Origin of the sequence: Citrobacter sp. S46_ASV_140 (assembly GCF_018919545.1) — a bacterium.
Lineage (GTDB): Bacteria > Pseudomonadota > Gammaproteobacteria > Enterobacterales > Enterobacteriaceae > Citrobacter > Citrobacter braakii.
Genome location: NZ_JAHLRC010000027.1, coordinates 23,428 through 49,904, shown reverse-complemented (window position 1 = coordinate 49,904; position 26,477 = coordinate 23,428). Strand labels below are relative to the sequence as shown.

The following is a 26,477-nucleotide window of genomic DNA, read 5'->3' as shown; positions in this document are numbered from 1 at the left end:
CAGCGGATTGGCTTTAGGATCCTCACGGAATGCCTTGTACGCCACATGATGTCCTTGCGGATCGCGCTGTTTAAAGATCCCTTGCTGACGGAATTCTTCAAACGTAGGCAGTTCAGGAATCGCTTTGCGGGACTGCTCATACAGATGGCGCATCCACTCTTCCTGAGTACGACCTTCTGTAAACTGCTGCTCAACGCCAAGGCGCTTCGCCAGCTCGCTGGTCATCTGGTAGATAGTCTTGCATTCGAAGCGTGGTTTGATCGCCTGATCGGTGAAAATCACATAGGACATGTTCCCGCATGAGGCATCCAGCGCGAAATCCATCTGCTCAGAGGCGGTGCAGTCCGGCAGCAAAATGTCCGCGTATTTCGCCGAGGAAGTCATATGACAGTCGATGACGACGATCATCTCGCACTTCTTCTCGTCCTGGAGGATTTCATGCGTGCGGTTAATATCAGAGTGTTGGTTTATCAGACAGTTACCGGCATAGTTCCAGATCATCTTAATAGGAACATCGAGCTTGTCTTTGCCGCGTACGCCGTCACGTAGGGCCGTCATCTCCGGGCCTCGCTCAATCGCGTCCGTCCACATGAACATTGAGATGCTGGTTTCAACAGGGTTTTCCAGCGTTGGCATACGCTCGAACGGCAAACTGTATGAGCCCTCACGCGCCCCGCTGTTGCCGCCGTTGATCCCAACGTTACCGGTCAGGATAGCGAGCATAGAAATGGCGCGGGTCGCTATTTCACCGTTAGCATGACGCTGCGGCCCCCACCCCTGGCTGATGTATGCCGGTTTAGCGCTACCTATTTCACGCGCCAGTTTGACGATACGTTCAGCGGGAATACCGGTAATCTGCGCCGCCCACTCCGGGGTCTTGGCAATGCCATCCTTACCCTGCCCAAGAATATACGCCTTATAGTGACCGTTCTTCGGCGCGTCGGCCGGTAAGGTTTTCTCGTCGTAACCCACGCAGTATTTGTCGAGGAACGGTTGGTCAACCATATTTTCGGTGATCAGGACATACGCCAGACCATTGACCAGCGCCGCATCAGTACCAGGACGGATCGGGATCCATTCATCTTCACGCCCCGCACCGGTATCCGTATAACGGGGATCGATAATGATCATGCGGGCATTGGATTTCTGTCGCGCCTGTTCAAGGTAATAGGTTACCCCACCCCCGCTCATACGGGTTTCACCAGGGTTATTACCGAACAGAACCACCAGCTTGCTGTTTTCAATGTCGGACGGGCTGTTACCGTCAGCCCAGCCGCCGTAGGTATAGTTCAACCCGGCAGCGATTTGCGCTGAAGAGTAGTCACCGTAGTGATTAAGATAGCCGCCGCAGCAGTTCATCAACCGTGCCACCAGCGTTTTACCCGGCGGCCACGAGCGCGTCATAGTGCCACCCAGCGTACCGGTACCGTAGTTCAGGTAGATAGACTCATTGCCGTAGTCTTTGATAAGACGCTGCATATTGCTGGCAATGATGTCGTAGGCTTCATCCCAACTGATGCGCTCAAATTTTCCTTCGCCACGCTTACCAACGCGTTTCATCGGGTATTTCAGACGATCGGGATTATAGACTCGGCGACGCATGGATCGACCACGCAGACAGGCGCGTACCTGGTGCAGACCGTCATAGTTGTCATCGCCGGTGTTGTCGGTTTCGACATACTTTATTTCACCGTCGACCACATGCATACGCAGCGGGCAGCGGCTGCCGCAGTTCACCGTACACGCGCTCCAGATCACTTTCTCATTAATCGGCGTCGGATTAAGGGCTTCTGCAGCATTTGCAATCCGGGTAAATGGCAGGGTAAACGCGCTACTGGCCACCGCCAGTCCGCCTATCGCCGTCGTTTTCACCAAACCGCGGCGAGTAACCTCAGCTGCCAGCACGGCATCGGGGATCTTAGTTTTCATAGTGGCTCACTCTGCTGCTCACAATAAACAAAATACAAATATTCGATGTATAGTTTTTTATATAACGTTAATATCGATATACGGGCTGGTAGAAACTGAATTTGCTAAAAGACAGAGAAAAATACTGACTTTCATTCGAAGTCAGTATTACCCCTATGGGAGTAGTCGTTATTGTCCGACGTCAAACGGGCATAAAAAAAGCGCCCTGAGGCGCTTTTTTAGCAGAGAAAGGTAGCTTAGCCGATGAATTCGAGGCCATTCATGTACGGACGTAATACTTCCGGAACCTGAATGCGGCCATCAGCCTGCTGATAGTTTTCCATTACCGCAACCAGCGTACGCCCAACCGCCAGACCGGAACCGTTCAGAGTATGCACTAAACGGGTCTTTTTGTCGGATTTGCTGCGGCAACGCGCCTGCATACGACGAGCCTGGAAATCCCACACGTTGGAGCAAGAGGAGATTTCGCGATAGGTATTCTGCGCCGGGATCCACACTTCCAGATCGTAAGTTTTGCATGCGCCGAAGCCCATGTCGCCAGTGCACAGGATGATTTTGCGATACGGCAGACCCAGCAGTTGCAGGACCTTCTCGGCATGGCCGGTCATCTCTTCCAGCGCGTCCATCGAATCTTCCGGGCGAACAATCTGCACCATCTCAACTTTATCAAACTGGTGCATACGGATCAGACCACGCGTGTCACGACCGTAAGAACCTGCTTCAGAACGGAAGCACGGCGTATGCGCAGTCATTTTGATCGGCAGCGCATCTTCATCGATGATTTCGTCGCGCACCAGGTTGGTCAGCGGAACTTCTGCTGTTGGGATCAGCGCATAGTTGCTGCTGTCAGCTTCTTCATCCAGCGGACGGGTATGGAACAGATCGCCAGCGAATTTCGGCAGTTGGCCTGTACCGTACAGCGTGTCGTGGTTAACCAGATACGGGACGTAGTTTTCGCTATAGCCATGCTGTTCGGTATGCAGATCCAGCATGAACTGAGACAGCGCACGGTGCATACGCGCAATCTGCCCTTTCATAACAACAAAACGAGAGCCGGTCAGCTTAACCGCCGCGGCGAAATCAAGACCCGTGTGCATTTCACCCAGGGTAACGTGATCGCGCACTTCGAAATCAAACTCACGCGGAGTACCCCAGCGGCTGACTTCGACGTTGTCATTTTCATCTTTACCCACCGGAACGTCGTCCGCTGGCAGGTTAGGAATAGTCAGCGCAATGTCGCGGATCTCGGCCTGTAAGGTATCAAGTTCAGCTTTCGCGGCATCCAGCTCTTCGCCCAGTTTGTTCACTTCCAGACGTAAAGACTCGATATCTTCCCCGCGCGCTTTTGCCTGGCCGATGGATTTCGATCGCGAGTTACGCTCTGCCTGCAGGTTTTCAGTTTGTACCTGCAGAACTTTACGACGCTCTTCAAGAGCGCGCAGCTTATCTACATCCAGCTTAAAGCCCCGGCTTGCCAGTTTTTCTGCGACTGCGTCTGGCTCATTACGCAGCAGATTGGGATCGAGCATGCTTATCCTGTGCTTATCGAATTAAAATAGGAGAAAGTGACCACAGCCTGCGGTCACAGGGATACAGAGATAACATTACCGCAACGATAACACTAACGGTAGCGTTTTATAGGGCTATTTTGATCCTGTCCGGCGAGCCAGGCGAGCTTTTCGCCAATCTTGCCTTCAAGACCTCTGTTTGTGGGGCGATAATAGCGCGTTTGTGCCATTTCCTGCGGGAAGTACTCTTCTCCGGCGGCATAGGCATTAGGCTCATCATGGGCATAACGATACTCCTGACCGTAGCCCATCTCTTTCATCAGCTTAGTCGGCGCATTGCGCAGGTGAACCGGCACGTCGTAATCCGGACGTTCGCGGGCATCAGACAACGCGGCTTTAAAGGCGGTGTAAACCGCATTACTCTTCGGCGCACAGGCTAGATAAACAATCGCCTGAGCAATCGCGCGTTCGCCTTCCGCGGGTCCCACGCGGGTAAAACAGTCCCATGCGGAAATCGCCACCTGCATGGCGCGGGGATCGGCATTGCCGACATCTTCTGAGGCAATCGCCAGACAGCGACGGGCAACATACAGCGGATCGCCACCAGCGGTAATAATTCGCGCATACCAATAAAGCGCCGCATCTGGGGCGCTTCCACGTACCGACTTGTGTAATGCGGAGATGAGATCGTAAAAACGATCGCCTTTATTATCGAAACGCGCACTACGTTCACCGGCAATTTCGGTGAGCAATTCTGGTTTCAATACGCGCTTGCCGGAATCATCAACTTCGGCCATATCGGCCATCATTTCCAGCGTATTCAGCGCCCGCCGCGCGTCACCATTAACCAGTTCGGCAATAGCCCGACGCGTTTCTGGCGGCAGAATAATATCCTGGCCGCCATAACCACGCGCTTTGTCTGACATCGCCTGGTCCAGCACCTGTTCAATGTCGTCGGAAGTTAACGATTTCAGTAAATAAACGCGTGCACGCGACAACAGCGCCGAGTTGAGCTCAAACGAGGGGTTTTCAGTGGTAGCGCCAATAAACGTAATGGTACCGTCTTCAATATGCGGTAAAAACGCATCCTGTTGGCTTTTATTAAAACGGTGAACTTCGTCCACGAACAGGATCGTGCGTCGCCCCGCGTTACGGTTCTGACGCGCACGCTCAATCGCTTCACGAATTTCTTTTACGCCAGACGTAACTGCCGAAATTCGTTCGACATCGGCGTTAGCGTAACGGGCAATAACTTCGGCAAGCGTCGTTTTCCCGGTCCCCGGCGGTCCCCATAAAATCATGGAGTGCAGATGCCCGGCCTCGATAGCGCGCGGCAAGGGTTTGCCCGCAGCCAGCAGATGCTGCTGGCCGATATACTGCGCTAAATTTTCTGGCCGCATACGCGCGGCCAGCGGCTGAAAAGTATTATCAGAAAAGTCGAGCGACAGATTGCTCACTCACACGCCTCTACTTACGTTGATCGTCAACCGTTACACCTTGCGGCGGGGTAAAGGTGAATTTAGAGGGTTCAATCGCACCATTCTGCTGAGATTTCAGCTGATAGCTGCTGCGCTGATCGTCTTGTTCAACGGCGCTGAACTGGTGGATCGTCCCGTCACGCCCAACATTGATAGTAAACTGTTTAAGGTTACCGCTGCTGGTTTTTGGCGTCAGCACGAAATCATCGCCATTTTGCTTAATATTGTACTGCTGCCAGTCGCTGGCCTGGTTACGCGCAATCAGCATGAACGGCGTGTTGCCCGTGGCGTCTTTCAGCCATGTCGCAGTCGCTTGCTCAACAAACGGGTTAAAGAACCACAGCGTTTTACCATCGGAAACCAGGATGCTCTCGTCAGGCTGCGTCATATGCCAGTTAAACAGATTAGGACGTTTAACCCATAAGTCACCCTGACCTTCCTGCACCGCCGCACCGCTACCGTCCGTGACCTTCTGAGTAAAGCTGGCATGGAAGCTACTGACTTTATCCAGGCGGCTTTTCAGGTCGCTGGCAGCATCTGCCCACACGCTGCTCACCACAAAGCTCGACAATAATGCACAGGTGATTGCGATTCTTTTCATCGTTATTCCTCAAAATACGTCACTCCCAACGGGGAGATCCCTCTGCTATCCATTTCAGGCCAAAAATCAGCATGAGGAAAGTAGAAAATACTGAATTACTTAACTTTGCAATCATTCGAAGGGCGGCGGAGCCAGCACTTCACGATTACCATTATGCCCTTGCTCGCTGACAATTCCCTGCGCTTCCATCTGTTCGATGATGCGCGCCGCTCGGTTGTAACCGATACGGAACTGACGCTGGACGCCGGAGATTGAGGCTTTGCGTTTCTGGGTAACAAAGTTTACCGCCTGATCGAACAGCGGATCCAACTCTTCGCCACCATCAAAGCCGCCACCGCCGCCTTCGCTTTCGCTGTCAGACGTTATGCCGTCAACGTATTGTGGACGACCGCGCGCTTTCCAGTCCTGAACCACAGCGTGAACTTCTTCATCACGTACAAAGGCGCCGTGTACACGCACTGGGATCGTTGAGTTTGGTGCGGAATACAGCATGTCACCCATACCCAACAGCGATTCCGCGCCGCCCTGGTCAAGGATGGTACGCGAGTCAATTTTACTGGACACAGTAAAGGCGATACGCGTTGGGATGTTTGCTTTAATCAGACCAGTGATAACGTCAACCGACGGTCGCTGGGTCGCCAGCACCAAGTGGATCCCCGCCGCACGCGCTTTTTGCGCCAGACGAGCAATCAGTTCTTCCACCTTTTTACCCACGGTCATCATCAGGTCGGCGAATTCATCCACCAGTACAACGATATACGGCAGTTTTTCCAGCACCGGATGCTGAACATCCATACTGTCGCCCGGCTTCCAGTACGGGTCCGGAATCGGACGCCCCATACGGGCGGCTTCAGCAATTTTTTCGTTATAACCGGCAAGGTTACGCACGCCAAGCGCCGACATCAGCTTGTAGCGACGTTCCATTTCATTGACGCTCCAGCGCAGGGCGTTGGCAGCATCTTTCATATCGGTCACAACTTCAGTCAGCAAATGCGGAATGCCTTCATAAACCGACAGTTCCAGCATTTTCGGGTCAATCATGATAAAGCGAACGTCTTCCGGCTGCGCCTTGTATAACATGCTGAGGATCATGGCGTTCACCCCAACCGACTTACCGGAACCGGTTGTCCCTGCCACCAGCAGGTGCGGCATTTTCGCCAGATCGGCAACCACGGGTTCGCCCGCAATATCTTTACCCAGTACCACGGTCAGCGGAGATGAGTTATCACGGAATTTGGCGTTATCCAACACTTCGCGCAGATAAACGGTTTGACGTTTTTTGTTGGGTAACTCCAGCCCGACATACGGTTTGCCCGGAATTACCTCGACCACGCGTACCGCTGCGGTCGACAATGAACGCGCCAGATCTCGCGACAGGTTGGAAATACGCGCCGCTTTAACCCCTGGAGCAAGATTAAGCTCAAAGCGAGTAATAACCGGACCAGGTGAGTAGTTCACTACATCGGCTTTAATGCGGAAGTCCGCCAGACGAGCCTCCACCAGACGAGCCATTTGCTCCAGAGCGAAAGTATCTATCGGCTCAACCTCACTCGGCGGCGGCGTGAGCAGATCCAACGATGGCAACGGCGTACTTGGACGGTGCGCCGGACGACTGTCGCCATTACGCATCAGGAGCGGATGGATCAGACTATCCTGCGGCGATGGTGTAACAGGCTGCGCCGGCTGCTGATAATGCTGCTGCGGTGCGACTGGCTGCGCTGGCTGCTGATAATGCTGCTGTGGTGCGACTGGCTGCGCTGGCTGCTGATAATGCTGCTGCGGTGCGACTGGCTGCGCTGGCTGCTGGTAATGCTGTTGTGGTGCGACAGGCTGCGCCGGCTGCTGAAAATGCTGCTGTGGTGCGACAGGCTGCGCTGGCTGCTGGTAATGCTGCTGCGGTGCGACAGGCTGCTGGTACTGCGGCGCAGGCTCCGGCATTACGCCTGGAGTAAATAGCGGCTCATGCGGACCATCATCCACCAGCGTTTTCATTGGCGAAAATTCAAAGTCATCAAGCGAGAACGGATTCGCTCCGGCAGGCTGTTCACCGGAATAGCGCTGCTGCTGGGAAGAGGCAAACTGGCGAGCCAGTTCCGCTTCTGCGGCTGAATCATCATCAGTCTGACTGGCATCATCCTGATACTCCTCGCCATAGCGGTGCTGCTGCGACTGGGCGAACTGACGCGCCAGCTCATCTTGCTGCATTGCGTCAATTTCTTCGTCACTGTACGCGTCTGTATCAAGATGCTCTTCGCGCGCTTTCTCTTCAGCCATACGTTGTGACGGCAGTTTTATGCCATACGACGCCAGCTCCCGACGAGTAGGTACGCGCACACGATTCGGACGCGGTAACTGCGGACCAATCCCCTCTTTCACCTGTGGACGCGGTGCACCGCTACCCGCAAGACTAAAGACAGGTGCTGCGGCAGCCGCACCCGCCCCTAAAGCGGCGTTTTTCACCCCGGCGGCCAGCGGCGCAACGGCAGCAACTGACTCAACGGGCGGTATGGATGCTGCCGTCGGCATAGACGGCTTAACACGTTCAGGCTCCTGAGCAGGCTCTGGAATCGGCTGATACCAGGCGGCCAGTTGCTCGCGCTCACGTGCACGTTTCTCTTCAACTTCTTCAAAATAGTAGAGTGGCGGACGAGTCGGTTTAACCTCTTCAACCACCGGCTCAGGTTCCACTACAGGCGGTTGTTCAACCGCAGGCTGCTGGAACGCGGCGTTTTGTTGAAAGGTTGATTCCGGCTGATAAACAGGTTGCTGCACGGGCTCCGGCTGATATGCAGGTTCAGGCTGCCAGTTGTGCTCCGCGGTAAATCCCTGCGGCTGCGGACTTTCTTCCACAACCGGCTGCTGCCATGGTTCATACTGCTGCTGCACCGGTGGCTGTGCGTAGTGGGCTGGCTGAGGATACCCCTCAGGCGCTGGCGCAATCACCGCATCACCGGTTTGCGGACCAGGCACGGCTTGCCAGGCCACGGCTGGGGCCGGTTGTTCCATAACCGTATTGGTCACTGGCGATGTTTGCAGCAGCGGATCAACCGGTGCGCTCCAGGCCTGAGCTGCCGTTGTCGCTGCAGCTGCGGCGGCAACTGGCTCTGTCACCGAATGACCATTCAGCAGTGGGTCAAGTTCGTCATATTCAGGCAGCGTCGCACGATTACCGGAGAACAGCACATCGTTAGGATCGGCAACAACGCCACGAGCGCTGTATTCAATTTCGTCTTCATCATCCATGCGTTTGCCGGAAAATAGCGCGGCATCAGTATGACGGCCAAGCGGGTTGGTAAATTTCTCCGCCAGACGCTTACGGCGCGCTAACGCACCGCGCAGAATACGCGCCCGACGCGATTCATGAGGTTTGCCATCAGCGGTGTCGAAAGACTCATCTTCATCTTCATATTCTTCGTCATCGACCCAGGTATCGTCGCGACGGGTACGGTTGCTGGCAAACGTCAGGATATTGAGTAACCAGCCGCCCAGTTTTTCCGCAATGCTCACCCATGACCAGCCGGTAAACAGCGTTAATCCCGCAGCCCAAATGCACAATAGCGTCAGCGTACCGCCGCTACTGTGCAGTAATGGTTGCAACGTGGTGCTGAGCAGGCTGCCGATCACGCCGCCAGAGGCAAAATACCAGATGTCATCGGCATTGATTGCGGCAAGCCCGCAGGAGGTAAGGATCAGCGCCAGAACGCCAATAATACGCAGCGAAACGGCAAAATAATCGACGTATTCGTCGCTGGCCTGGTGTCGCCATGCAAACCAGCAGCCGCCGACAATGATGACGGGAATGGTGTAGGCCATGACGCCAAAAATAAAGAACAGTGTGTCTGCCAGCCATGCTCCGGGTATTCCCCCCAGATTATGGATAGGTTCGTGCCACGCGGTTTGCGACCAACTGGGATCCGAAGGGTTAAAGCTGAGTAAGGCAGCCATCAACCAGACGGCAAAAAGGGCAATAAGGATCAGTAGCGCTTCCAGGAGTCGGCGCCCGCTGCTTAACTTCGTCAATGTGACGTCTTTGTCTTCAGTGTATTCCTGGCTCAAAAACGGCTCTCCAGGTTTCAGGCTTTTCCTGCCCGATGCTAAAACGGACAACAGCACCGGGTTGCCCCGGCACTGTTGCTGTATGGATTAACAGGAGTGTAATCAAACTGCGTCGATTTTGCACCTGTTCCGTGTTAGCGCGTCTTAATTACCAGACGATTGCTCTGTTTGACTTCTTCCATTACGACATAAGTACGTGTGTCATTCACGCCAGGCAGACGCAGCAGGGTTTCCCCCAACAGCTTACGGTACGCCGACATATCCGGTACGCGTGTTTTCAACAAATAGTCGAAATCACCGGAAACCAAATGACACTCTTGAATTTCTTCAAGTTTTTGTACTGCAGAGTTAAATTGCTCAAACACATCCGGGGCGCCACGATTCAGAGTAATCTCAACAAAAACCAGAAGTGATGCATCCAGATAATGCGGGTTTAACAGCGCTGTATAGCCCTGAATAAAACCCTGTCTTTCCAACCGACGCACACGCTCAAGGCAGGGCGTTGGTGAAAGTCCCACACGTTTAGAAAGCTCGACGTTAGAAATACGCCCATCCTTTTGCAGCTCATTAAGAATGTTACGATCGATACGGTCGAGATCTTTGCCAGGGCGCTTCTTACTATCTACCATTATTATTGTCTCTCTGTATTCCTTCCCTACTCCTGCCTGACTCTACCAACATCACTGTTCAGAGTCGCTACCCATCAAAATAAACCGCAACCCAGAGGGATTTTCGGTTTGTAATGCCTGGGCTTATGGTGAGAAGACCGTTGCCTGTCGGCGGCTATCGACATCACGAATGGCATCTGTCCACACCATGCGTAGATTTCGCTAACACGGTAAACATGGTATCTACATGCATGATTATGCAGCACATACATGACACATTTTTTTTCTTCCTTGACTGTTTTCGCAAAACAGCAGGTGATTGTCAAAGCAAAACATCGATTTTTAGTACAACATGCCAGTTATTCATTCGCAGTGATGGAAAATCGTCATTTTATCACCTTATAACTGACCGATTTTTAGTAGAAATCGTTATAGTATTACGACTTATTCCCCCGCTCATCGGTTTCTGCTATTACACAAATTGTTAACAAAATCGCCATACTCTTTTTTTACGCCTGTAAATTCCCTACAATCCTGCTCATTGCCTGCCAACAACTATGGGGATCTCATGGGCGCAACCAAACACAGTAAACTTCTTATTCTGGGCTCAGGCCCTGCGGGATATACCGCTGCGGTCTACGCTGCACGCGCTAACCTGCAACCGGTACTGATTACCGGTATGGAAAAAGGTGGTCAACTGACCACAACAACAGAAGTGGAAAACTGGCCTGGCGATCCGCACGATCTCACTGGCCCGCTGCTGATGGAGCGTATGCACGAACATGCGACCAAATTTGATACAGAAATCATTTTTGATCACATCAGCAAAGTTGATCTGCAAAACCGCCCTTTCCGTCTGACCGGCGATAGCGGAGAGTACACCTGTGACGCACTGATCATCGCTACCGGCGCTTCAGCACGTTACCTGGGCCTGCCTTCAGAAGAAGCATTCAAAGGCCGCGGCGTTTCCGCCTGCGCGACCTGCGACGGTTTCTTCTACCGTAACCAAAAAGTTGCGGTGATTGGCGGTGGCAACACTGCGGTTGAAGAAGCGCTGTATCTGGCGAATATCGCATCTGAAGTGCATTTGATTCACCGTCGCGACAGTTTCCGCGCAGAGAAAATTCTCATCAAGCGTTTAATGGATAAAGTTGAAAACGGCAACATCGTGCTGCACACCCACCGCACGCTGGAAGAAGTAACCGGCGATCAAATGGGCGTAACCGGGCTGCGCCTGCGTGATACGCAAAACACTGACAATGTGGAGTCACTTGACGTTGCCGGATTGTTTGTCGCTATCGGTCACAGCCCGAATACGGCCATTTTCGACGGTCAGCTTGAACTGGAAAACGGCTACATCAAAGTTCAGTCCGGTATTCACGGTAATGCCACACAAACCAGCATTCCGGGGGTCTTCGCAGCCGGTGACGTAATGGATCATATTTATCGCCAGGCGATCACCTCTGCGGGCACAGGCTGTATGGCCGCGCTCGATGCAGAACGTTATCTCGACGGTCTGGCGGACGCTTGCAAATAAGTTTTACAAATCAGTAACAAAAGTAAAAAAGGCGACTATAAGTCGCCTTTATTTTTGCCTCGTTGTAACATTGCCCTGCCCAAAAATTCCAATAACTCACCTGCTAAGCGTGCAATGAATAAAACCCGTCAAAAAGAGCTGACCCGCTGGTTAAAACAGCAAAGTGTAATTTCCCAACGATGGCTGAACATTTCACGCCTGTTGGGGTTCGTGAGTGGTCTGTTAATCGTCGCTCAGGCCTGGCTCATGGCCCGCATTCTGGACCATATGATCATGGCCAATATTCCCCGAGAGGCGCTGCTGCTTCCGTTCATCGTGCTGGTATTGATTTTCATCCTGCGGGCATGGGTCGTCTGGTTACGCGAACGGGTCGGGTTTCACGCAGGGCAACATATTCGCTTTGAAATTCGCCGCCAGGTGCTTGACCGTCTGCAACAGGCAGGTCCTGCCTGGATACAGGGCAAACCGGCCGGGAGCTGGGCCACGCTGATCCTGGAACAGATTGACGATATGCATGATTACTATGCACGTTATCTGCCGCAAATGGCGCTGGCAGTATGCGTCCCATTATTGATTGTGGCGGCGGTATTCCCGTCAAACTGGGTAGCCGCCCTTATTCTGCTCGGAACAGCCCCGCTGATCCCGTTATTTATGGCAATGGTCGGTATGGGCGCTGCCGATGCTAACCGCCGCAATTTTCAGGCTCTTGCCCGCCTCAGCGGTCATTTCCTCGATCGTCTGCGGGGTATGGAAACGCTAAGAATATTTGGTCGCGGTGAAGCCGAAACGGAAAGCATCCGCGCTGCGTCGCAAGATTTCCGCCAGCGCACCATGGAAGTCCTGCGCCTGGCCTTCCTGTCATCTGGTGTCCTTGAGTTCTTTACCTCTCTGTCTATTGCGCTGGTGGCGGTTTACTTCGGTTTTTCCTACCTCGGAGAGCTCGATTTCGGCCACTACGGGACGGGCGTCACGCTGGCAGCAGGCTTCCTCGCGCTCATTCTGGCGCCGGAGTTTTTCCAGCCCCTGCGCGATCTGGGCACGTTTTATCACGCCAAAGCGCAAGCCGTTGGTGCAGCTGATAGTCTGAAAACTTTCATGGAAACCCCGCTGGCTCATCCAGAGCGTGGCGACATTGAGCTGGCGACGAAAGACGCTGTTTCACTTGAGGCACACGATCTGATTATCACTTCGCCGGAAGGTAAAGTGCTGGCCGGCCCGCTCAACTTTACCCTGGCAGCCGGTCATCGCGCAGTGCTGGTTGGACGCAGCGGTTCCGGTAAAAGTTCGCTGCTTAATGTCCTGTCCGGTTTCCTCTCTTATCGGGGATCGCTGCGAATTAACGGCTTTGAACTTCGCGACCTGTCACCTGATTCCTGGCGTAAACAACTGTCATGGGTCGGGCAAAATCCGCAACTTCCTGCCGCCACGTTACGCGAAAACGTTCTGCTGGCTCGCCCCGATGCCAGCGAAGAACAGCTACAAGCCGCACTCGACAGCGCCTGGGTCAGCGAGTTTTTACCGCTGCTGCCGCAGGGCGTGGATACGCCAGTCGGCGATCAGGCGGCCCGACTTTCCGTCGGGCAAGCGCAGCGCGTTGCCGTTGCTCGCGCCTTACTCAATCCCTGTCAGTTACTGCTGCTGGACGAACCCGCCGCCAGTCTTGATGCGCACAGCGAACAACGCGTGATGCAGGCGTTGAACGCGGCATCTCGCCGCCAGACCACGCTGATGGTGACGCACCAGTTGGAAGATCTTGCCGACTGGGACGCTATCTGGGTGATGCAGGACGGACAGATCGTTGAACAAGGTACCTGGACCGAACTTAGCTCAGCCAACGGGGCTTTTGCGACATTACTGGCTCATCGTCAGGAGGACATCTAAATGCGCGCTTTGCTACCTTATCTGACGCTGTATAAACGTCACAAATGGATGTTAACGCTGGGGATCGTTCTGGCGATCGTCACGCTGCTGGCAAGTATTGGTTTGCTGACGCTTTCAGGGTGGTTCCTGTCGGCTTCTGCGGTGGTTGGCGTCACCGGAATTTACAGCTTTAACTATATGCTCCCTGCCGCAGGCGTACGCGGCGCAGCGATCACCCGCACCGCGGGGCGTTATTTCGAACGACTGGTCAGCCATGACGCAACGTTCCGTGTGCTGCAGCATTTGCGTATTTATACCTTCAGCAAACTACTGCCGCTCTCTCCTGCGGGCCTGTCCCGTTATGGACAGGGTGAATTACTTAACCGCGTGGTGGCTGATGTCGACACGCTCGATCATCTGTACTTGCGCGTGATCTCCCCGCTGGTAGGGGCTTTTGTCGTCATCATGGTGGTCACGCTGGGGCTAAGCGTTCTCGATTTCACGCTGGCTATCACCCTCGGCAGTATTATGCTGCTGACCTTATTTATTCTGCCCCCACTCTTTTATCAGGCAGGCAAAAGCACCGGACAAAGTCTGACGCATCTGCGTGGGCAATATCGTCAGCAGTTAACCTCCTGGCTACAGGGCCAGGCTGAATTGACCATTTTTGGCGCCAGTGAACGCTACCGCGCTCAAATGGAAGCCACCGAGTTGCAATGGCACGAAGCCCAGAGACGCCAGTCTGAATTAACGGCGTTGTCGCAGGCGGTCATGCTGTTAGTCGGCGCGCTGGCAGTGATTATGATGCTATGGATGGCCTCAGGCGGCGTGGGCGGTAACACCCAGCCAGGCGCACTGATCGCGCTGTTTGTCTTCTGTGCACTAGCCGCGTTCGAAGCGTTAGCGCCTGTCACCGGCGCGTTTCAGCATCTCGGCCAGGTTATTGCCTCTGCGCTGCGCATCACCGAACTGACCGAACAGCAGCCAGAAGTGACCTTCCCGGATGCGGTTTCCTCGATTTCAGAGCAGGTAACCCTTACGCTACGCGATGTGTCATTCAGCTATCCAGGACAGGCGCAAAAGGCGCTCGATACACTTTCCCTGCAGGCCAACCCCGGTGAACACATTGCGATTCTCGGTCGCACCGGCTGTGGTAAGTCAACGTTATTGCAATTGTTAACCCGCGCATGGGATCCGCAGAGTGGCGAGATTCTGATTAACGAACAGCAAATTGCGACCCTTAGTGAAGCCACGCTGCGCCAGAGTATCAGCGTCGTGCCACAGCGCGTGCATCTGTTCAGCGCTACGCTTCGCGATAACCTGTTGCTGGCGGCACCGCACGCCGGCGATGACGCATTAACCGCGATGTTGTGCCGCGTCGGTCTGGACAAACTGCTTGAGGATGATGGACTCAACGCCTGGCTGGGCGAAGGCGGTCGTCAGCTTTCTGGCGGCGAGCTCCGTCGTCTGGCTATCGCCCGCGCCTTATTGCACGATGCTCCGCTGATGCTGCTGGATGAACCCACCGAAGGGTTGGATGCCACAACGGAAAGTCAAATGCTTGAATTAATTAGCGATGTCATGCGCAACAAAACCGTATTAATGGTTACACATCGTCTGCGTGGGCTGTCACGTTTTGATCAAATAATAGTAATGGACAACGGACAAATTATTGAGCAAGGTAATCACGCAGATCTGTTAGCCAGGCAGGGGCGTTATTACCAGTTTAAGCAACGTCTGTAAGCTATTATTGAACGATCAAACTCGCGTAGTGGAGTTTCGCTGTCATGCGCCTGGTGCAACTGTCCCGCCATTCCATAGCCTTCCCGTCACCGGAAGGCGCTTTACGCGAGCCTAACGGTTTATTGGCGCTTGGCGGCGATCTCAGCCCTGCCCGCCTGCTGATGGCCTATCAGCGCGGTATTTTCCCATGGTTTTCACCTGGCGACCCCATCCTTTGGTGGTCGCCCGATCCGCGCGCCATTCTTTGGCCCGAGAAATTTCACCTCAGCCGCAGCATGAAACGCTTTCATAAAAATTCGCCTTATCGCGTGACGCTCAATTACGCGTTTGGTCAGGTGATTGAAGGCTGCGCGAATGACCGGGAAGAAGGCACCTGGATAACGCATGATGTGGTGGATGCTTACCATCGCCTGCACGAACTGGGGCATGCCCACTCAATTGAGGTGTGGCGACAAAATGAATTAGTGGGCGGTATGTATGGCGTGGCGCAAGGTACGCTGTTTTGTGGCGAATCGATGTTCAGCCGTCAGGAAAATGCGTCCAAAACCGCACTGCTTGTTTTTTGCGCTGAATTTATCCGTCAGGGCGGAAAATTAATCGACTGCCAGGTATTAAATAGCCACACAGCCTCGCTGGGCGCCGTCGAAACACCGCGTCGGGAGTACCTTGAGCACCTGAGCAGACTGCGCCAGCAGCGGCTACCGAGCCATTTCTGGATTCCCAGGATGTTATTTTCACCTCAGGAGTGAATGTTTTCGGCACATTTTTTGTCGGGGTGTTATAATTGTCGCGCAGAGTTGGTTTAGCCCATTACCCCGCCGCCGTTAAGGAACAGTTCGCGTCAGGCAACGCCTATCGTTTATCTCCTCGTTCCCTTACACGTTGCGCTTTAAGTGCGGCTTTGCCGTGTGTGGATAGAGTAATGCGCCAAACCCGATTTGCTGTGTTTTAAACGCACAAATCTTTACTTATTAAAAGAACTTCGGCATTATCTTGCCGGTTCAAATTACGGTAGTGATACCCCAGAGGATTAGATGGCCAAAGAAGACAATATTGAAATGCAGGGTACCGTTCTCGATACGTTACCTAATACCATGTTCCGCGTAGAGTTAGAAAACGGTCACGTGGTTACTGCACACATCTCCGGTAAAATGCGTAAAAACTATATCCGCATCCTGACGGGCGACAAAGTGACTGTTGAGCTGACCCCGTACGACCTGAGCAAAGGCCGCATTGTCTTCCGTAGTCGCTGATTGTTTTTAACGCCCGAATGGCGTCCAGATAATAAAAGGTCGGTTTAACCGGCCTTTTTTGTGGACTGAGGCCTGGTATTTAATCCTCAATCATCCGCGCATATTCTTCCGTTAAGAAATCCACTAATGCGCGCACTGACGGTAATAATCCCCTGCGTGAAGGAAAGACTGCGTGAATAATTTCTCGCTTAGGTTCCCAACCATCGAGCAACGCCACCAACTCACCCGCAGCTAATTGATCTTTTACCATCAACTGTGGAAGTTGAACAACACCTACTCCGGCGACTGCGGCTTCGCGTAACGCCAGCATATCGGTGGTGATCATACGCGGCGTGAAATGCACCTCCGCCCGCGCGCCCTGCGGGCCGAATAACTCCCAACGATGCACATGTTTACCAGAGGCCAGACTCAAACCTGGCCAACGGGTCAGCTCTGCCGGAGAGTGTAGCGCCCCCATCTGCTCAATTAACTGCGGGCTGGCATACAAGCGATGTCCTCTGTCCGCCAGGACGCGCATCACCAGGTCGCTATCCTCAAATGGCCGAGGTCTGACGCGAATCGCCACATCCAGACCTTCTCCAACGACGTCAACACGACGGTTCGTGGCCTCCAGTTGTACTGATACGTCAGGATAACGTGCCATAAAACGGGCAAGCATTGGCCCGATATGCACATGCAGCAACGTAACAGGACAAGTCAGCTTCACAACGCCACGCGGTTCAACCTGTAACGCGGCAATGGCATCCTGCGCCGCCTGCGCCTCCACCAGCATCGCCTTACAGTGTTCGTAAAAGGTTTGCCCGACTTCAGTCACGTTAAATTGCCGGGTGGTTCGCTGAATCAGTCGTACCCCCAGCCTCTCTTCAAGTTGCGCTATCCGTCGGCTCAGTTTTGATTTTGGTTCATCAAGCGCCCGACCCGCCGCCGCGAATCCCCCTTCCTCTACAACATGCACAAACCATGCAAAATCATTGAGATCCGGCCTTGCCATTTTATTGTCCTATTTTTGAGACAGTGAGAGCTATTTTAGCTACTACTCAGCTCGCTGTCATGAATATAAGCTTATTCACATCAAAACAACGCCACTGAGGAGACACATATGAAACAAGTAACAGGCATCTACACCGCACCTCGCCCACACTGGGTTGGCGATGGATTTCCGGTTCGCTCGATGTTCTCTTACCAGTCTCATGCTGAGCAATTAAGCCCGTTCCTGCTGCTTGATTACGCGGGTCCGCATACGTTCACGCCGGGTAACGAAAAACGCGGCGTAGGTGAACACCCTCACCGCGGTTTTGAGACGGTGACTATCGTTTACAGCGGCGAAGTTGAACACCGTGATTCAACCGGTCGCGGCGGCATTATCGGCCCTGGCGATGTGCAGTGGATGACCGCTGGTGCAGGAATATTACACGAAGAGTTCCACTCCCCGGAATTTACCCGTCAGGGCGGTGAACTGGAAATGGTGCAACTGTGGGTCAATCTGCCGGCAAAAAACAAAATGGCCGTACCGGGTTATCAGGGCATCAGCAGCGATGTTATTCCCACAGTCGCCTTGCCCGATGATGCAGGCAGCGTTCGTGTGATCGCGGGCAGCTATCAGGATACGAAAGGCCCGGCACACACCTTTTCACCGCTGAACGTCTGGGATATGCGCCTGCAACGTAATCATCCGCTGACGTTGTCCCAGTCTGAAGGGTGGAGCACCGCTCTGGTGGTATTAAAAGGGAATATCACCGTAAACGGCACCACGCCTGCCGGCGAAGCACAACTGGTAGTGCTAAGCCAGCAGGGGAAAACGCTACACATTGAAGCCACCAGCGACGCCAGCGTGCTGCTGCTGTCTGGCGAACCATTGAACGAGCCGATTGTAGGTTACGGTCCGTTTGTGATGAATACGAAACAAGAAATCGCTGAAGCCGTCCGCGATTTTAACTCCGGCCGCTTTGGCCAAATCTGAATCGAAGGAGAAGAATATGTCCAGTCCTGCAAACTTTAATGGTTCACGTCCGGTCATCGATGTGAATGATTCCGTCATGCTGCTTATCGATCATCAGAGTGGGCTGTTCCAGACCGTCGGCGATATGCCAATGCCGGAACTGCGTGCGCGTGCCGCCGCGCTGGCTAAAATCGCAACCCTGGCGAAGATGCCGGTAATTACCACGGCATCGGTACCGCAGGGGCCTAACGGCCCGTTGATCCCAGAGATCCATGCCAATGCGCCACATGCCCAATACGTAGCACGTAAAGGCGAAATCAACGCCTGGGATAACGAAGACTTCGTGAAAGCGGTCAAAGCTACGGGTCGTAAGACGCTGATTATCGCCGGTACGATCACCAGCGTGTGCATGGCTTTCCCGGCCATCAGCGCGGTTGCGGAGGGCTACAAGGTCTTCGCAGTGATCGACGCTTCCGGTACTTACAGCAAAATGGCGCAGGAAATCACCCTGGCACGTGTTGTTCAGGCTGGCGTGATACCGATGGATACCGCCGCCGTCGCTTCTGAAATTCAGGGAACATGGAACCGTGAAGACGCCGCTGAATGGGCGGAAGTGTATACCAAAATCTTCCCGGCTTATCAGTTGCTGATCGAGAGCTATAGCAAGGCCCAGGAAGTCGTGACCAACGGCGAAAAACTGGACTCGCAGCGCTAATCATATTCTCCGCGCCTGTCCGGGCGGAGGAATATGTACATTGCGTAACCAAACGAGAGTTAACACGTAAATTCTGCTTGACCGTTTTAGCGCAACTCCCTATAGTAGCGCCCCGTTGCCCCCCAAGCGGTCAGGCAGCAATACAATATGGTGAGGTGTCCGAGTGGCTGAAGGAGCACGCCTGGAAAGTGTGTATACGGCAACGTATCGGGGGTTCGAATCCCCCCCTCACCGCCATATTCGAGAAAGAGCTCGTACGTAAGTACGGGCTTTTTTTTCGCATGTTGCATTTGCCGCCGGATGCAGCGCATGCGCCTTATCCGGCCTACATTTCAACATCTCTGCGTAGCCTGATAAGCGTAGCGCCATCAGGCATGTCGGTTATTGTCGGCTGAGCAGTGTTAACACTTCGTAATGCGCGGTATGTGGGAACATATCAAAAAGTTGGACGCGTTCAATGCGATATCCAGGCAACTCGCGGATATCCTTCGCCATGGTTTGTGCATTACAGCTGGAGTAAACGATAAAACGCGGCGCCATGCGGGAAAGAAAATCGCACAGCGGCTTCCCAATCCCCCGACGAGGCGGATTCACCAGCACCAGGTCCGGCACTTCTCCCTGCGCGGTAGCAAACTGGGTTGAATCCAGCGCCTGAAAATGCAGATTCTTCAAACCAAGCTCCTGCGCCGACTGTTTCGCGCAAGTAATGGCCTCTGGCGCAATTTCAATACCCGTCAGTTTCATCTGCGGCGTGGCGCAGTGCAAACCAAAACCCCCGACGCCGCAAAACAGATCCCACATGTGATTAACCGGAAGCTGACGCACCCAGTCGCGCGCCGTGGCATATAAATGCCCAGCCACCACGGGGTTGGTCTGGAAGAAGCTCTGTGGGCGTATCCACAATGGCACATCGTTAAAGCGTTCAGCCAGCGCCTGTTGTTCCGTCAGGAAGATTTCGCTCTCCCCTTCCATAATCGCCATATGCACAGGTTGAATATTGGCGGTGATCACTTTTAATTGCGGAAGCTGGGCCTGTAACCATGGCAGCGCCGTACTCAGTTGTGCCAGTTTCGCATCGGAGCGCAGAACAAAACGCAGCATCATACCGCCATCAAACCGGCTTTCCGTTAACAGCAGATATTTCAGCTCCCCGCGTTTGCGCGCCACGTTATAGGGCGTCAACCCCGCACGGGCGATAAACGGTTTAAGTGCAGCAAACACCGGCGCAAAAGACTCAGGATAGAGCGGACACTCGCACAAATCCTCCGGCGTACCGTCACGATGCAGCATCCCCAGCAGCGGTTTTTCCACGCTGCCGCTGACCACCATTTTAGCTTTATTACGAAAAGCGCTCTCCGGGCCGCTGACCGGCGCGCACCATTCTCCGACCGGATAAGCGGCCAGCAGATTCTGCAGATCGGCTGTTTTGGCGAAGAGTTGATCGGCGACAGGCTGCGTTATCCACTGACAAGAGCGGCAGCGTTCGGCGTCATAAAGTGCGCACTGCATACAAAAACCTACAAATTAACAGGGGGCGAAGATTATACACGTTATTGCAAGCGGAAGAACCGCCTGCTGGACGCAGGAACAAACAGCAGTAGCAACACCAGCATATCCGGTAATTTTTGCATCACCAGCGTATGCAGGATTTCACGTCTGGACTCTCCCGCAATACTGAACAGTTCCGGATATCCATAGCCCAATGAGGCCGCCCACAGATAGACGCTGGCGATAATCTGGGTCAGTAGATAGACCCAGCGTGCCCAGTTCCGACCTTTAACCAGCGAAAATGCGCAGTAAATTTCGATAAACAGCAGCACCAGGCTACCCAGAAACACCAGCGTCAAATTCCAGGTCTGGACGCTGCGATGAATAAACTCGCTGGTTCCGCGAAACCCGAGCGTATTAAAAATCATCAACAGATCGAGACAGCGGATCATGATAATAGCCAGCGCCGCCACCTGCACTAAAGTAGGGACGTTTAAACGGGCATGTGATGTGGATGATTTCTTAAAAAATCCCAACGCGTCGTCTTCCATGAAAACGGCGCAGCCACCGCAGCTGCGCCGTATAGACAGGTTGGCAGATTTTAGTTTTTTCAGCCGCGTCTTGCACGTTGGATATCGCGAATCCGTTGTTTTTCTGTTCGCGCCATCAGATACCACGCGATAAATCCGATAATTCCTACTACGCCAAGTATCAACGTCGCCAGCGCGTTGATCTCCGGATTGACCCCCATACGTACGCTGGAGAACACCAGCATGGGTAACGTTGTGGCGCCAGGACCAGAGACAAAACTGGCAATGACCAGGTCATCGAGCGACAGCGTAAAGGCCAGTAACCACCCTGAGATCACCGCCGGCATAATCATCGGCAGCGTGATGACGAAAAAAACCTTCAGCGGCGTGGCACCAAGATCCATCGCCGCTTCCTCAATGGAGTGATCCAGTTCGCGTAAACGCGAGGAAATCACTACCGCCACGTACGCTGTACAGAATGTGACGTGCGCCAGCCAGATGGTCAACATACCGCGATCCGCTGGCCAGCCGATGGCGTGCGCCAAAGCCACAAACAGCAGCAGCAGCGACAAACCGGTAATGACATCCGGCATCACCAGCGGTGCGGTGATCATAAAGGCGAAACCATTTGATCCACGAAAACGACCAAAGCGCACCATCACCACGGCGGCGATGGTACCGAGAATTGCCGCCATCGTCGCAGCACAGGCGGCAATCGTTAAGCTCATGCCGACGGCGCTTATCATCGCGCTATCGTGGAAAAGCTCACCATACCAACGCGTTGACCACCCCGCCCAGACCGTCACCAGCTTGGAGCTGTTAAACGAATAGATAACCAACATCAGCATCGGCGCGTACAGGAAGGTAAAACCCAGTACCAGGATAAAAATACGCCACGGCGAGCGAACGACCGGTAAGTTATTCATCCGTGTTCCCCCACGCTTTTTTGCTGATATTTATGGAACCACATGATCGGCACAATCAGTAACAGCAGCATAATAATGGCGACGGCAGAAGCCACCGGCCAGTCTCGGTTATTGAAAAACTCCTGCCAAAGCACGCGCCCAATCATGATGCTGTCCGGGCCGCCCAGCAGTTCCGGGATCACAAACTCTCCAACCGCCGGGATAAACACCAGCATTGACCCGGCGATAATCCCGCCCTTGGTCAACGGCACGATCACGCTAAAGAAGGTTTTCAATGGTCGGGCGCCTAAATCCAGTGCCGCTTCCACCAGCGAGTAATCAATACGCGTCAGCGCGGTATAAATCGGCAGCACCATAAAGGGCAAATAGGCGTAAACAATACCGATATAGACCGCCAGATTGGTGTGCAGAATCGTCAACGGTTGGTCGATAACGCCCAGCCACATCAAAACGTTGTTCAGGACACCGTTATTTTTCAGGATCCCCATCCAGGCGTATACGCGAATCAAAAATGACGTCCAGGACGGCAGGATCACCAGCAGCAACAGAATATTGCGTGTCGAGGGTTTGCTGTGCGCGACCGCCCATGCCAGCGGATATCCCAACAGCAGGCAACAGACAGTCGAAATCCCCGCTACCTGCAAAGATTGCAGATACGCATCAAAATAGAGCGGATCGTCCGTCAGTTGCAGGAAATTGCCTAAATTGAGGGTGATGGATAACTGATCGTCAGCCCATGAAATGAGGTCGGTATACGGCGGAATAGCCCGCGCCATTTCAGCCAAACTGATTTTGAAGACGATCAGAAACGGCAGCAGAAACAGGAGCATCAGCCACACATACGGCAGCGCGATGACCAGCTTGCGCCCGTGCTTCATTTGCAGCCGCGACATAAACAGCGTGAAACGCCCCACGTTATCCACGCGCGCCGGAGGTTCAAGTGTACTCATCTTCGCTCCTTAAACCGTCAACACCACACAGCTGTCCGCATCCCAACATAAACGGACTTCGTCACCCCAGGTGGGTAATCCCTTGCGATAACGATGTTCATTTTGTAGCTGAGCGCTCAGCATCTGGCCACTTTTCAAGCGTACGTGGTACACCGACAAATCACCCAGATAGGCAATGTGCACCACTTCGCCTACCGCGAAGTTATATCCCTCTGGCGGAGGGGCTTCGCAGAGCATGATTTTTTCCGGGCGCAGCGCAACATACACCGGGACGTTATCGACAACGGAAGCGTCTGCGTCCACTTTCAGCGGATGTACCAATCCTGGAGACTCAATAACCAGACCATCCTCCTGACGTTCTTTCAGCAGCCCCTCAAAGACGTTAACCGAACCGATAAATTCTGCACTGTAACGCGTAGTCGGATGCTCGTAGATCTCTTCAGGCTCGCCGATCTGGACAAATTTGCCACGGTTCATGATCGCAATGCGGCCCGCCATCGTCATGGCTTCTTCCTGATCGTGCGTCACCATCACGCAGGTCACGCCGACACGTTCAAGGATATCCACCACTTCCAGTTGCATGCGGTCACGGAGCTTTTTATCCAGCGCCCCCATCGGTTCATCCAACAACAGCAGCTTCGGGCGTTTCGCCAGGCTACGCGCCAACGCCACGCGCTGACGCTGACCGCCAGAAAGCTGATGCGGCTTACGTTTGGCGAACTCCTGCATATGCACCAGGCCCAGCATCTCATTCACCCGACTGGCGATTTCAGTCTTTGGCAGCTTGTCCTGCTTGAGGCCAAAGGCAATGTTCTGCTCTACCGTCATGTGCGGAAACAGTGCATAGGACTGAAACATCATATTAATCGGACGCAGATAAGGCGGGACATGCGCTAAATCGACGCCATCAAGCATAATTTGCCCGGTTGTTGGCTGTTCAAATCCCGCCAGCATCCGCAACAGGGTCGATTTACCGCAGCCGGACGCCCCGAGCAGAGCAAATATTTCACCTTTGTAGATAGTAAGATTGACGTCATCAACGGCATGCTGACCGTCAAAGGACTTGGTCAGGTTGCGAATTTCAAGCAGCGGGGTCAGCGCCTTGCGGATTTTCGCTTGTGGGCGTGGGGTTGCATCATTCAATTAGGCGCTCTCCGGCATAAAACAAAGAAACGGTGCAAATAACGCACCACAGTGGTGCGTATTGCCGGGTTATATGTGTCCGGGATCAACACTGCCCGGCAGGCGTAAATCCTGCCGGGTCACGTCCCGTACATCGGGTTATTTCCCGCTTTTTACCTTCGTCCAGGCGCGAGTACGTACACGGTCGATCTTCGGATCCTGTACTTTCAGCGTGAACAGCTTGGCGCGAACATCGGCAGGCGGGTAAATGCCCGGGTTGTCGCGCACGTCCTGGCTGACCAGTGCTGTCGCTTCTTTGTTGGCATTGGCATAGAACACGTGGTCAGAAATATGCGCAATTACATCAGGGCGCAGCAGGTAGTTGAGGAACTGATAGGCTTCGTCTTTGTTTTTCGCATCGGCTGGCATCGCGAACACATCAAAGAAGGCCATCGCACCTTCCTTAGGAATTGAGAAGGAAATATTGACGCCATTTTTCGCTTCTTTCGCCCGGTTTGCCGCCTGCCATACATCCCCGGCCCAGCCAATCGCCACGCAGGTATCACCGTTTGCCAGGTCGTTAATGTACTGCGAGGAGTGGAAGTAGCGAATATTCGGGCGCAGTTTCAACAGCAGATCGGTTGCCGGTCCGGTGTAATCATCCGCTTTGGTACTGTTTGGATCTTTACCCAAATAATTCAGCACGGTGGCAAACACTTCTTCGGGCGCGTCGAGGAAAGAGACGCCGCAGCTTTTGAGTTTTTCCAGATTTTCTGGCTTGAGGATCAAATCCCAGCTATTAACCGGCGCATCCGGCCCCAGTACCGCTTTCACTTTATCCACGTTATAGCCAATACCGGTTGTTGCCCACATATACGGCATCGCAAACTTGTTGTCCGGATCGTGTTTACCCACCAGCTTCAGCAATTCAGGATCGAGGTTTTTCCAGCCAGGCAATTTGCTCTTATCCAGCGGCTGGAAGACGCCCGCGGTCAGTTGACGCTCAAGGAAACTGGCGGATGGAACGACAAGGTCAAAGCCGGTACTGCCAGCCATGAGCTTACCTTCCAGCACTTCATTGGAATCAAATACGTCATAGATAACTTTAATTCCGGTCTCTTTTTCAAAATTAGCCACCGTATCCGGGGCAATATAATCAGACCAGTTATAAATATGCAGCGTTTTTTGTTCAGCAGCGAGCGTGCCAGCAGAGATGGCCATCAGAGCACCCGCAACCAGGCCTGGTAACCATCGTTTATTTAAGGCGGTCATAATCTCTTTCCTTCTGAAAGTTCGTTAACAAACGAACAAAAATGTCACACTCTAATGATATGCAAGAAACGTGCATATTCTTTCAAGCGGCACCAATGAAAAGAGAGGCCTCTCCTCACGCCGCTATTGCGCGCTGGTATCCCCCCATGCATTCATATGCATTGTGGCCACAGGTCAGGCCACAAGGGGCTGTTTGAATGATGACGTTGATAAGCTTCGCAAGAATAACTTTAGCCAGGATTTGTGGATATAGCCCAGATTAAAAAACGTCTTTTATCAATTTTTTATGCATGAATTGTCTATGACATACAGCGGAAGGCGCTGAATGGAGGTGAATAATTCTTTAATGAACGGTTAAATGCAGAATAAAAACAGGCAATACGCAACCGCTTTGGCAGTGGCTGCGCAATATATGTCCAGATTCAGGAAGAATTAATGGAGGAAATGAACTTCGGCGTTGCTGTTTTGCGCATCTTCTTCAGCGTTAAATAACAGCTGATGCGCACCGGCCTCGAGGATCACCATCGATATTTGCTCTTCACTCTGGCGAACAAAATATTCGAACTGCTCAAACGTCACGCCCGGGATAACGGATAAAGACTGGCAGACCACCAGCTTTGGCAGATTATCATCCTGCATATCCAGAAAGGCTTTCACCGTCAGTGAACTGGCGTTAATCGCAGACAGATCGGCGGCCAGCGGCAGTAGTGCAGAAGGTCTGACTTCTGCCATCGCGGAAAACAGAATGACGTTATCGACCAAATCAACTTTTGCATCAAAGATGCCGTCAAAATTCTGCATGTGCGGCAAATGCAGCGCCTGACAGGTATCGCATTCAAAAAAACTCATGCCCAGGTCGTCGAGCCATTGACGCAACGTATCCAGAGTGGGAACGACCAGTGATGTCATAATAATGTGCGACCTCTATTGATGAAAAAAATACCGGCACAGCTTACGCAAAA

21 protein-coding genes, 1 tRNA gene and 1 pseudogene are annotated in these 26,477 nt (G+C 53.3%); 9 read left to right on the top strand and 14 right to left on the bottom strand.

Features of this window, described 5'->3' with window-relative positions:
• From KQJ19_RS09975 to lrp, 6 genes are all read right to left on the bottom strand, one after another.
• Positions 1-1,929, bottom strand: a 1,929-nt coding sequence (locus tag KQJ19_RS09975; RefSeq protein ID WP_216403610.1) for a DMSO/selenate family reductase complex A subunit, incomplete at its 3' end; no start/stop codon positions are given.
• 236 nt (positions 1,930-2,165) lie between these two features.
• Positions 2,166-3,458, bottom strand: coding sequence for a serine--tRNA ligase (serS, locus tag KQJ19_RS09970; protein WP_003831902.1), 1,293 nt, complete (start codon positions 3,456-3,458; stop codon positions 2,166-2,168).
• A 92-nt stretch (positions 3,459-3,550) separates the two neighbouring features.
• Complete coding sequence (gene rarA, locus KQJ19_RS09965; RefSeq protein WP_181220605.1) at positions 3,551-4,894, bottom strand: replication-associated recombination protein RarA; 1,344 nt, start codon at positions 4,892-4,894, stop codon at positions 3,551-3,553.
• Between the two features lie 10 nt (positions 4,895-4,904).
• Positions 4,905-5,516: an outer membrane lipoprotein chaperone LolA gene (lolA, locus tag KQJ19_RS09960; RefSeq protein ID WP_003831898.1), complete on the bottom strand. Its 612-nt coding sequence runs from the start codon at positions 5,514-5,516 to the stop codon at positions 4,905-4,907.
• 111 nt (positions 5,517-5,627) lie between these two features.
• Positions 5,628-9,572: a DNA translocase FtsK gene (gene ftsK / locus KQJ19_RS09955; RefSeq protein WP_216403609.1), complete on the bottom strand. Its 3,945-nt coding sequence runs from the start codon at positions 9,570-9,572 to the stop codon at positions 5,628-5,630.
• Between the two features lie 134 nt (positions 9,573-9,706).
• Positions 9,707-10,201, bottom strand: coding sequence for a leucine-responsive transcriptional regulator Lrp (gene lrp, locus KQJ19_RS09950; protein ID WP_002439523.1), 495 nt, complete (start codon positions 10,199-10,201; stop codon positions 9,707-9,709).
• Positions 10,202-10,748: 547 nt separating this feature from the next.
• Between lrp and trxB the strand changes: the two genes are divergently transcribed.
• The 6 genes and pseudogenes from trxB to infA all read left to right on the top strand — a co-directional run bounded on the left by trxB (position 10,749) and on the right by infA (position 16,573).
• Complete coding sequence (gene trxB, locus KQJ19_RS09945) at positions 10,749-11,717, top strand: thioredoxin-disulfide reductase (RefSeq protein WP_016152427.1); 969 nt, start codon at positions 10,749-10,751, stop codon at positions 11,715-11,717.
• A 114-nt stretch (positions 11,718-11,831) separates the two neighbouring features.
• A complete protein-coding gene (gene cydD / locus KQJ19_RS09940) occupies positions 11,832-13,598 on the top strand; it encodes a cysteine/glutathione ABC transporter permease/ATP-binding protein CydD (RefSeq protein ID WP_016156105.1) in 1,767 nt (588 codons plus the stop codon).
• Positions 13,599-15,320 carry a cysteine/glutathione ABC transporter ATP-binding protein/permease CydC gene (gene cydC / locus KQJ19_RS09935; protein WP_216403608.1) on the top strand — a complete coding sequence of 574 codons (1,722 nt, stop codon included), beginning with the start codon at positions 13,599-13,601 and terminating at the stop codon, positions 15,318-15,320.
• 44 nt (positions 15,321-15,364) lie between these two features.
• The gene (aat, locus tag KQJ19_RS09930; RefSeq protein ID WP_046274664.1) at positions 15,365-16,069 is read left to right on the top strand and encodes a leucyl/phenylalanyl-tRNA--protein transferase; all 705 of its coding nucleotides are present in this window, start codon (positions 15,365-15,367) and stop codon (positions 16,067-16,069) included.
• A pseudogene (locus tag KQJ19_RS09925) lies at positions 16,070-16,427 on the top strand (hypothetical protein).
• On the top strand, positions 16,355-16,573 hold the full coding sequence (infA, locus tag KQJ19_RS09920; RefSeq protein ID WP_002211347.1) for a translation initiation factor IF-1: 219 nt from the start codon (positions 16,355-16,357) through the stop codon (positions 16,571-16,573). Before KQJ19_RS09925 ends, infA begins: the two are co-directional and overlap by 73 nt.
• A gap of 79 nt (positions 16,574-16,652) precedes the next feature.
• On the opposite strand, the gene KQJ19_RS09915 is transcribed toward infA, so the two are convergent.
• Positions 16,653-17,564 (bottom strand): LysR family transcriptional regulator, encoded by a 912-nt coding sequence (locus tag KQJ19_RS09915; protein ID WP_016156103.1) that lies wholly within the window; start codon positions 17,562-17,564, stop codon positions 16,653-16,655.
• A gap of 108 nt (positions 17,565-17,672) precedes the next feature.
• Between KQJ19_RS09915 and KQJ19_RS09910 the strand changes: the two genes are divergently transcribed.
• The 3 genes from KQJ19_RS09910 to KQJ19_RS09900 all read left to right on the top strand — a co-directional run bounded on the left by KQJ19_RS09910 (position 17,673) and on the right by KQJ19_RS09900 (position 19,464).
• A complete protein-coding gene (locus tag KQJ19_RS09910) occupies positions 17,673-18,533 on the top strand; it encodes a pirin family protein (RefSeq protein WP_216403607.1) in 861 nt (286 codons plus the stop codon).
• Between the two features lie 16 nt (positions 18,534-18,549).
• Positions 18,550-19,227: an isochorismatase family protein gene (locus tag KQJ19_RS09905; RefSeq protein WP_016156101.1), complete on the top strand. Its 678-nt coding sequence runs from the start codon at positions 18,550-18,552 to the stop codon at positions 19,225-19,227.
• Positions 19,228-19,376: 149 nt separating this feature from the next.
• Positions 19,377-19,464: transfer RNA gene (locus KQJ19_RS09900), tRNA-Ser, on the top strand.
• Positions 19,465-19,608: 144 nt separating this feature from the next.
• Here KQJ19_RS09900 and rlmC read toward each other — a convergent pair.
• From rlmC to KQJ19_RS09865, 7 genes are all read right to left on the bottom strand, one after another.
• Complete coding sequence (gene rlmC / locus KQJ19_RS09895; RefSeq protein ID WP_216403606.1) at positions 19,609-20,736, bottom strand: 23S rRNA (uracil(747)-C(5))-methyltransferase RlmC; 1,128 nt, start codon at positions 20,734-20,736, stop codon at positions 19,609-19,611.
• Positions 20,737-20,777: 41 nt separating this feature from the next.
• Positions 20,778-21,266, bottom strand: coding sequence for a YbjO family protein (locus tag KQJ19_RS09890; RefSeq protein ID WP_016152418.1), 489 nt, complete (start codon positions 21,264-21,266; stop codon positions 20,778-20,780).
• Between the two features lie 59 nt (positions 21,267-21,325).
• Positions 21,326-22,171: a putrescine ABC transporter permease PotI gene (gene potI / locus KQJ19_RS09885; RefSeq protein WP_016152417.1), complete on the bottom strand. Its 846-nt coding sequence runs from the start codon at positions 22,169-22,171 to the stop codon at positions 21,326-21,328.
• On the bottom strand, positions 22,168-23,121 hold the full coding sequence (gene potH, locus KQJ19_RS09880; protein ID WP_016152416.1) for a putrescine ABC transporter permease PotH: 954 nt from the start codon (positions 23,119-23,121) through the stop codon (positions 22,168-22,170). Before potH ends, potI begins: the two co-directional genes overlap by 4 nt.
• Before the next feature lie 9 nt (positions 23,122-23,130).
• Entirely contained in the window at positions 23,131-24,264 is a 1,134-nt protein-coding gene (potG, locus tag KQJ19_RS09875) for a putrescine ABC transporter ATP-binding subunit PotG (protein WP_200048851.1), read from the bottom strand.
• Positions 24,265-24,402: 138 nt separating this feature from the next.
• Entirely contained in the window at positions 24,403-25,515 is a 1,113-nt protein-coding gene (potF, locus tag KQJ19_RS09870; RefSeq protein ID WP_016152414.1) for a spermidine/putrescine ABC transporter substrate-binding protein PotF, read from the bottom strand.
• Positions 25,516-25,947: 432 nt separating this feature from the next.
• Complete coding sequence (locus KQJ19_RS09865; protein ID WP_016152413.1) at positions 25,948-26,424, bottom strand: YbjN domain-containing protein; 477 nt, start codon at positions 26,422-26,424, stop codon at positions 25,948-25,950.
• Positions 26,425-26,477 lie beyond the last annotated feature (53 nt).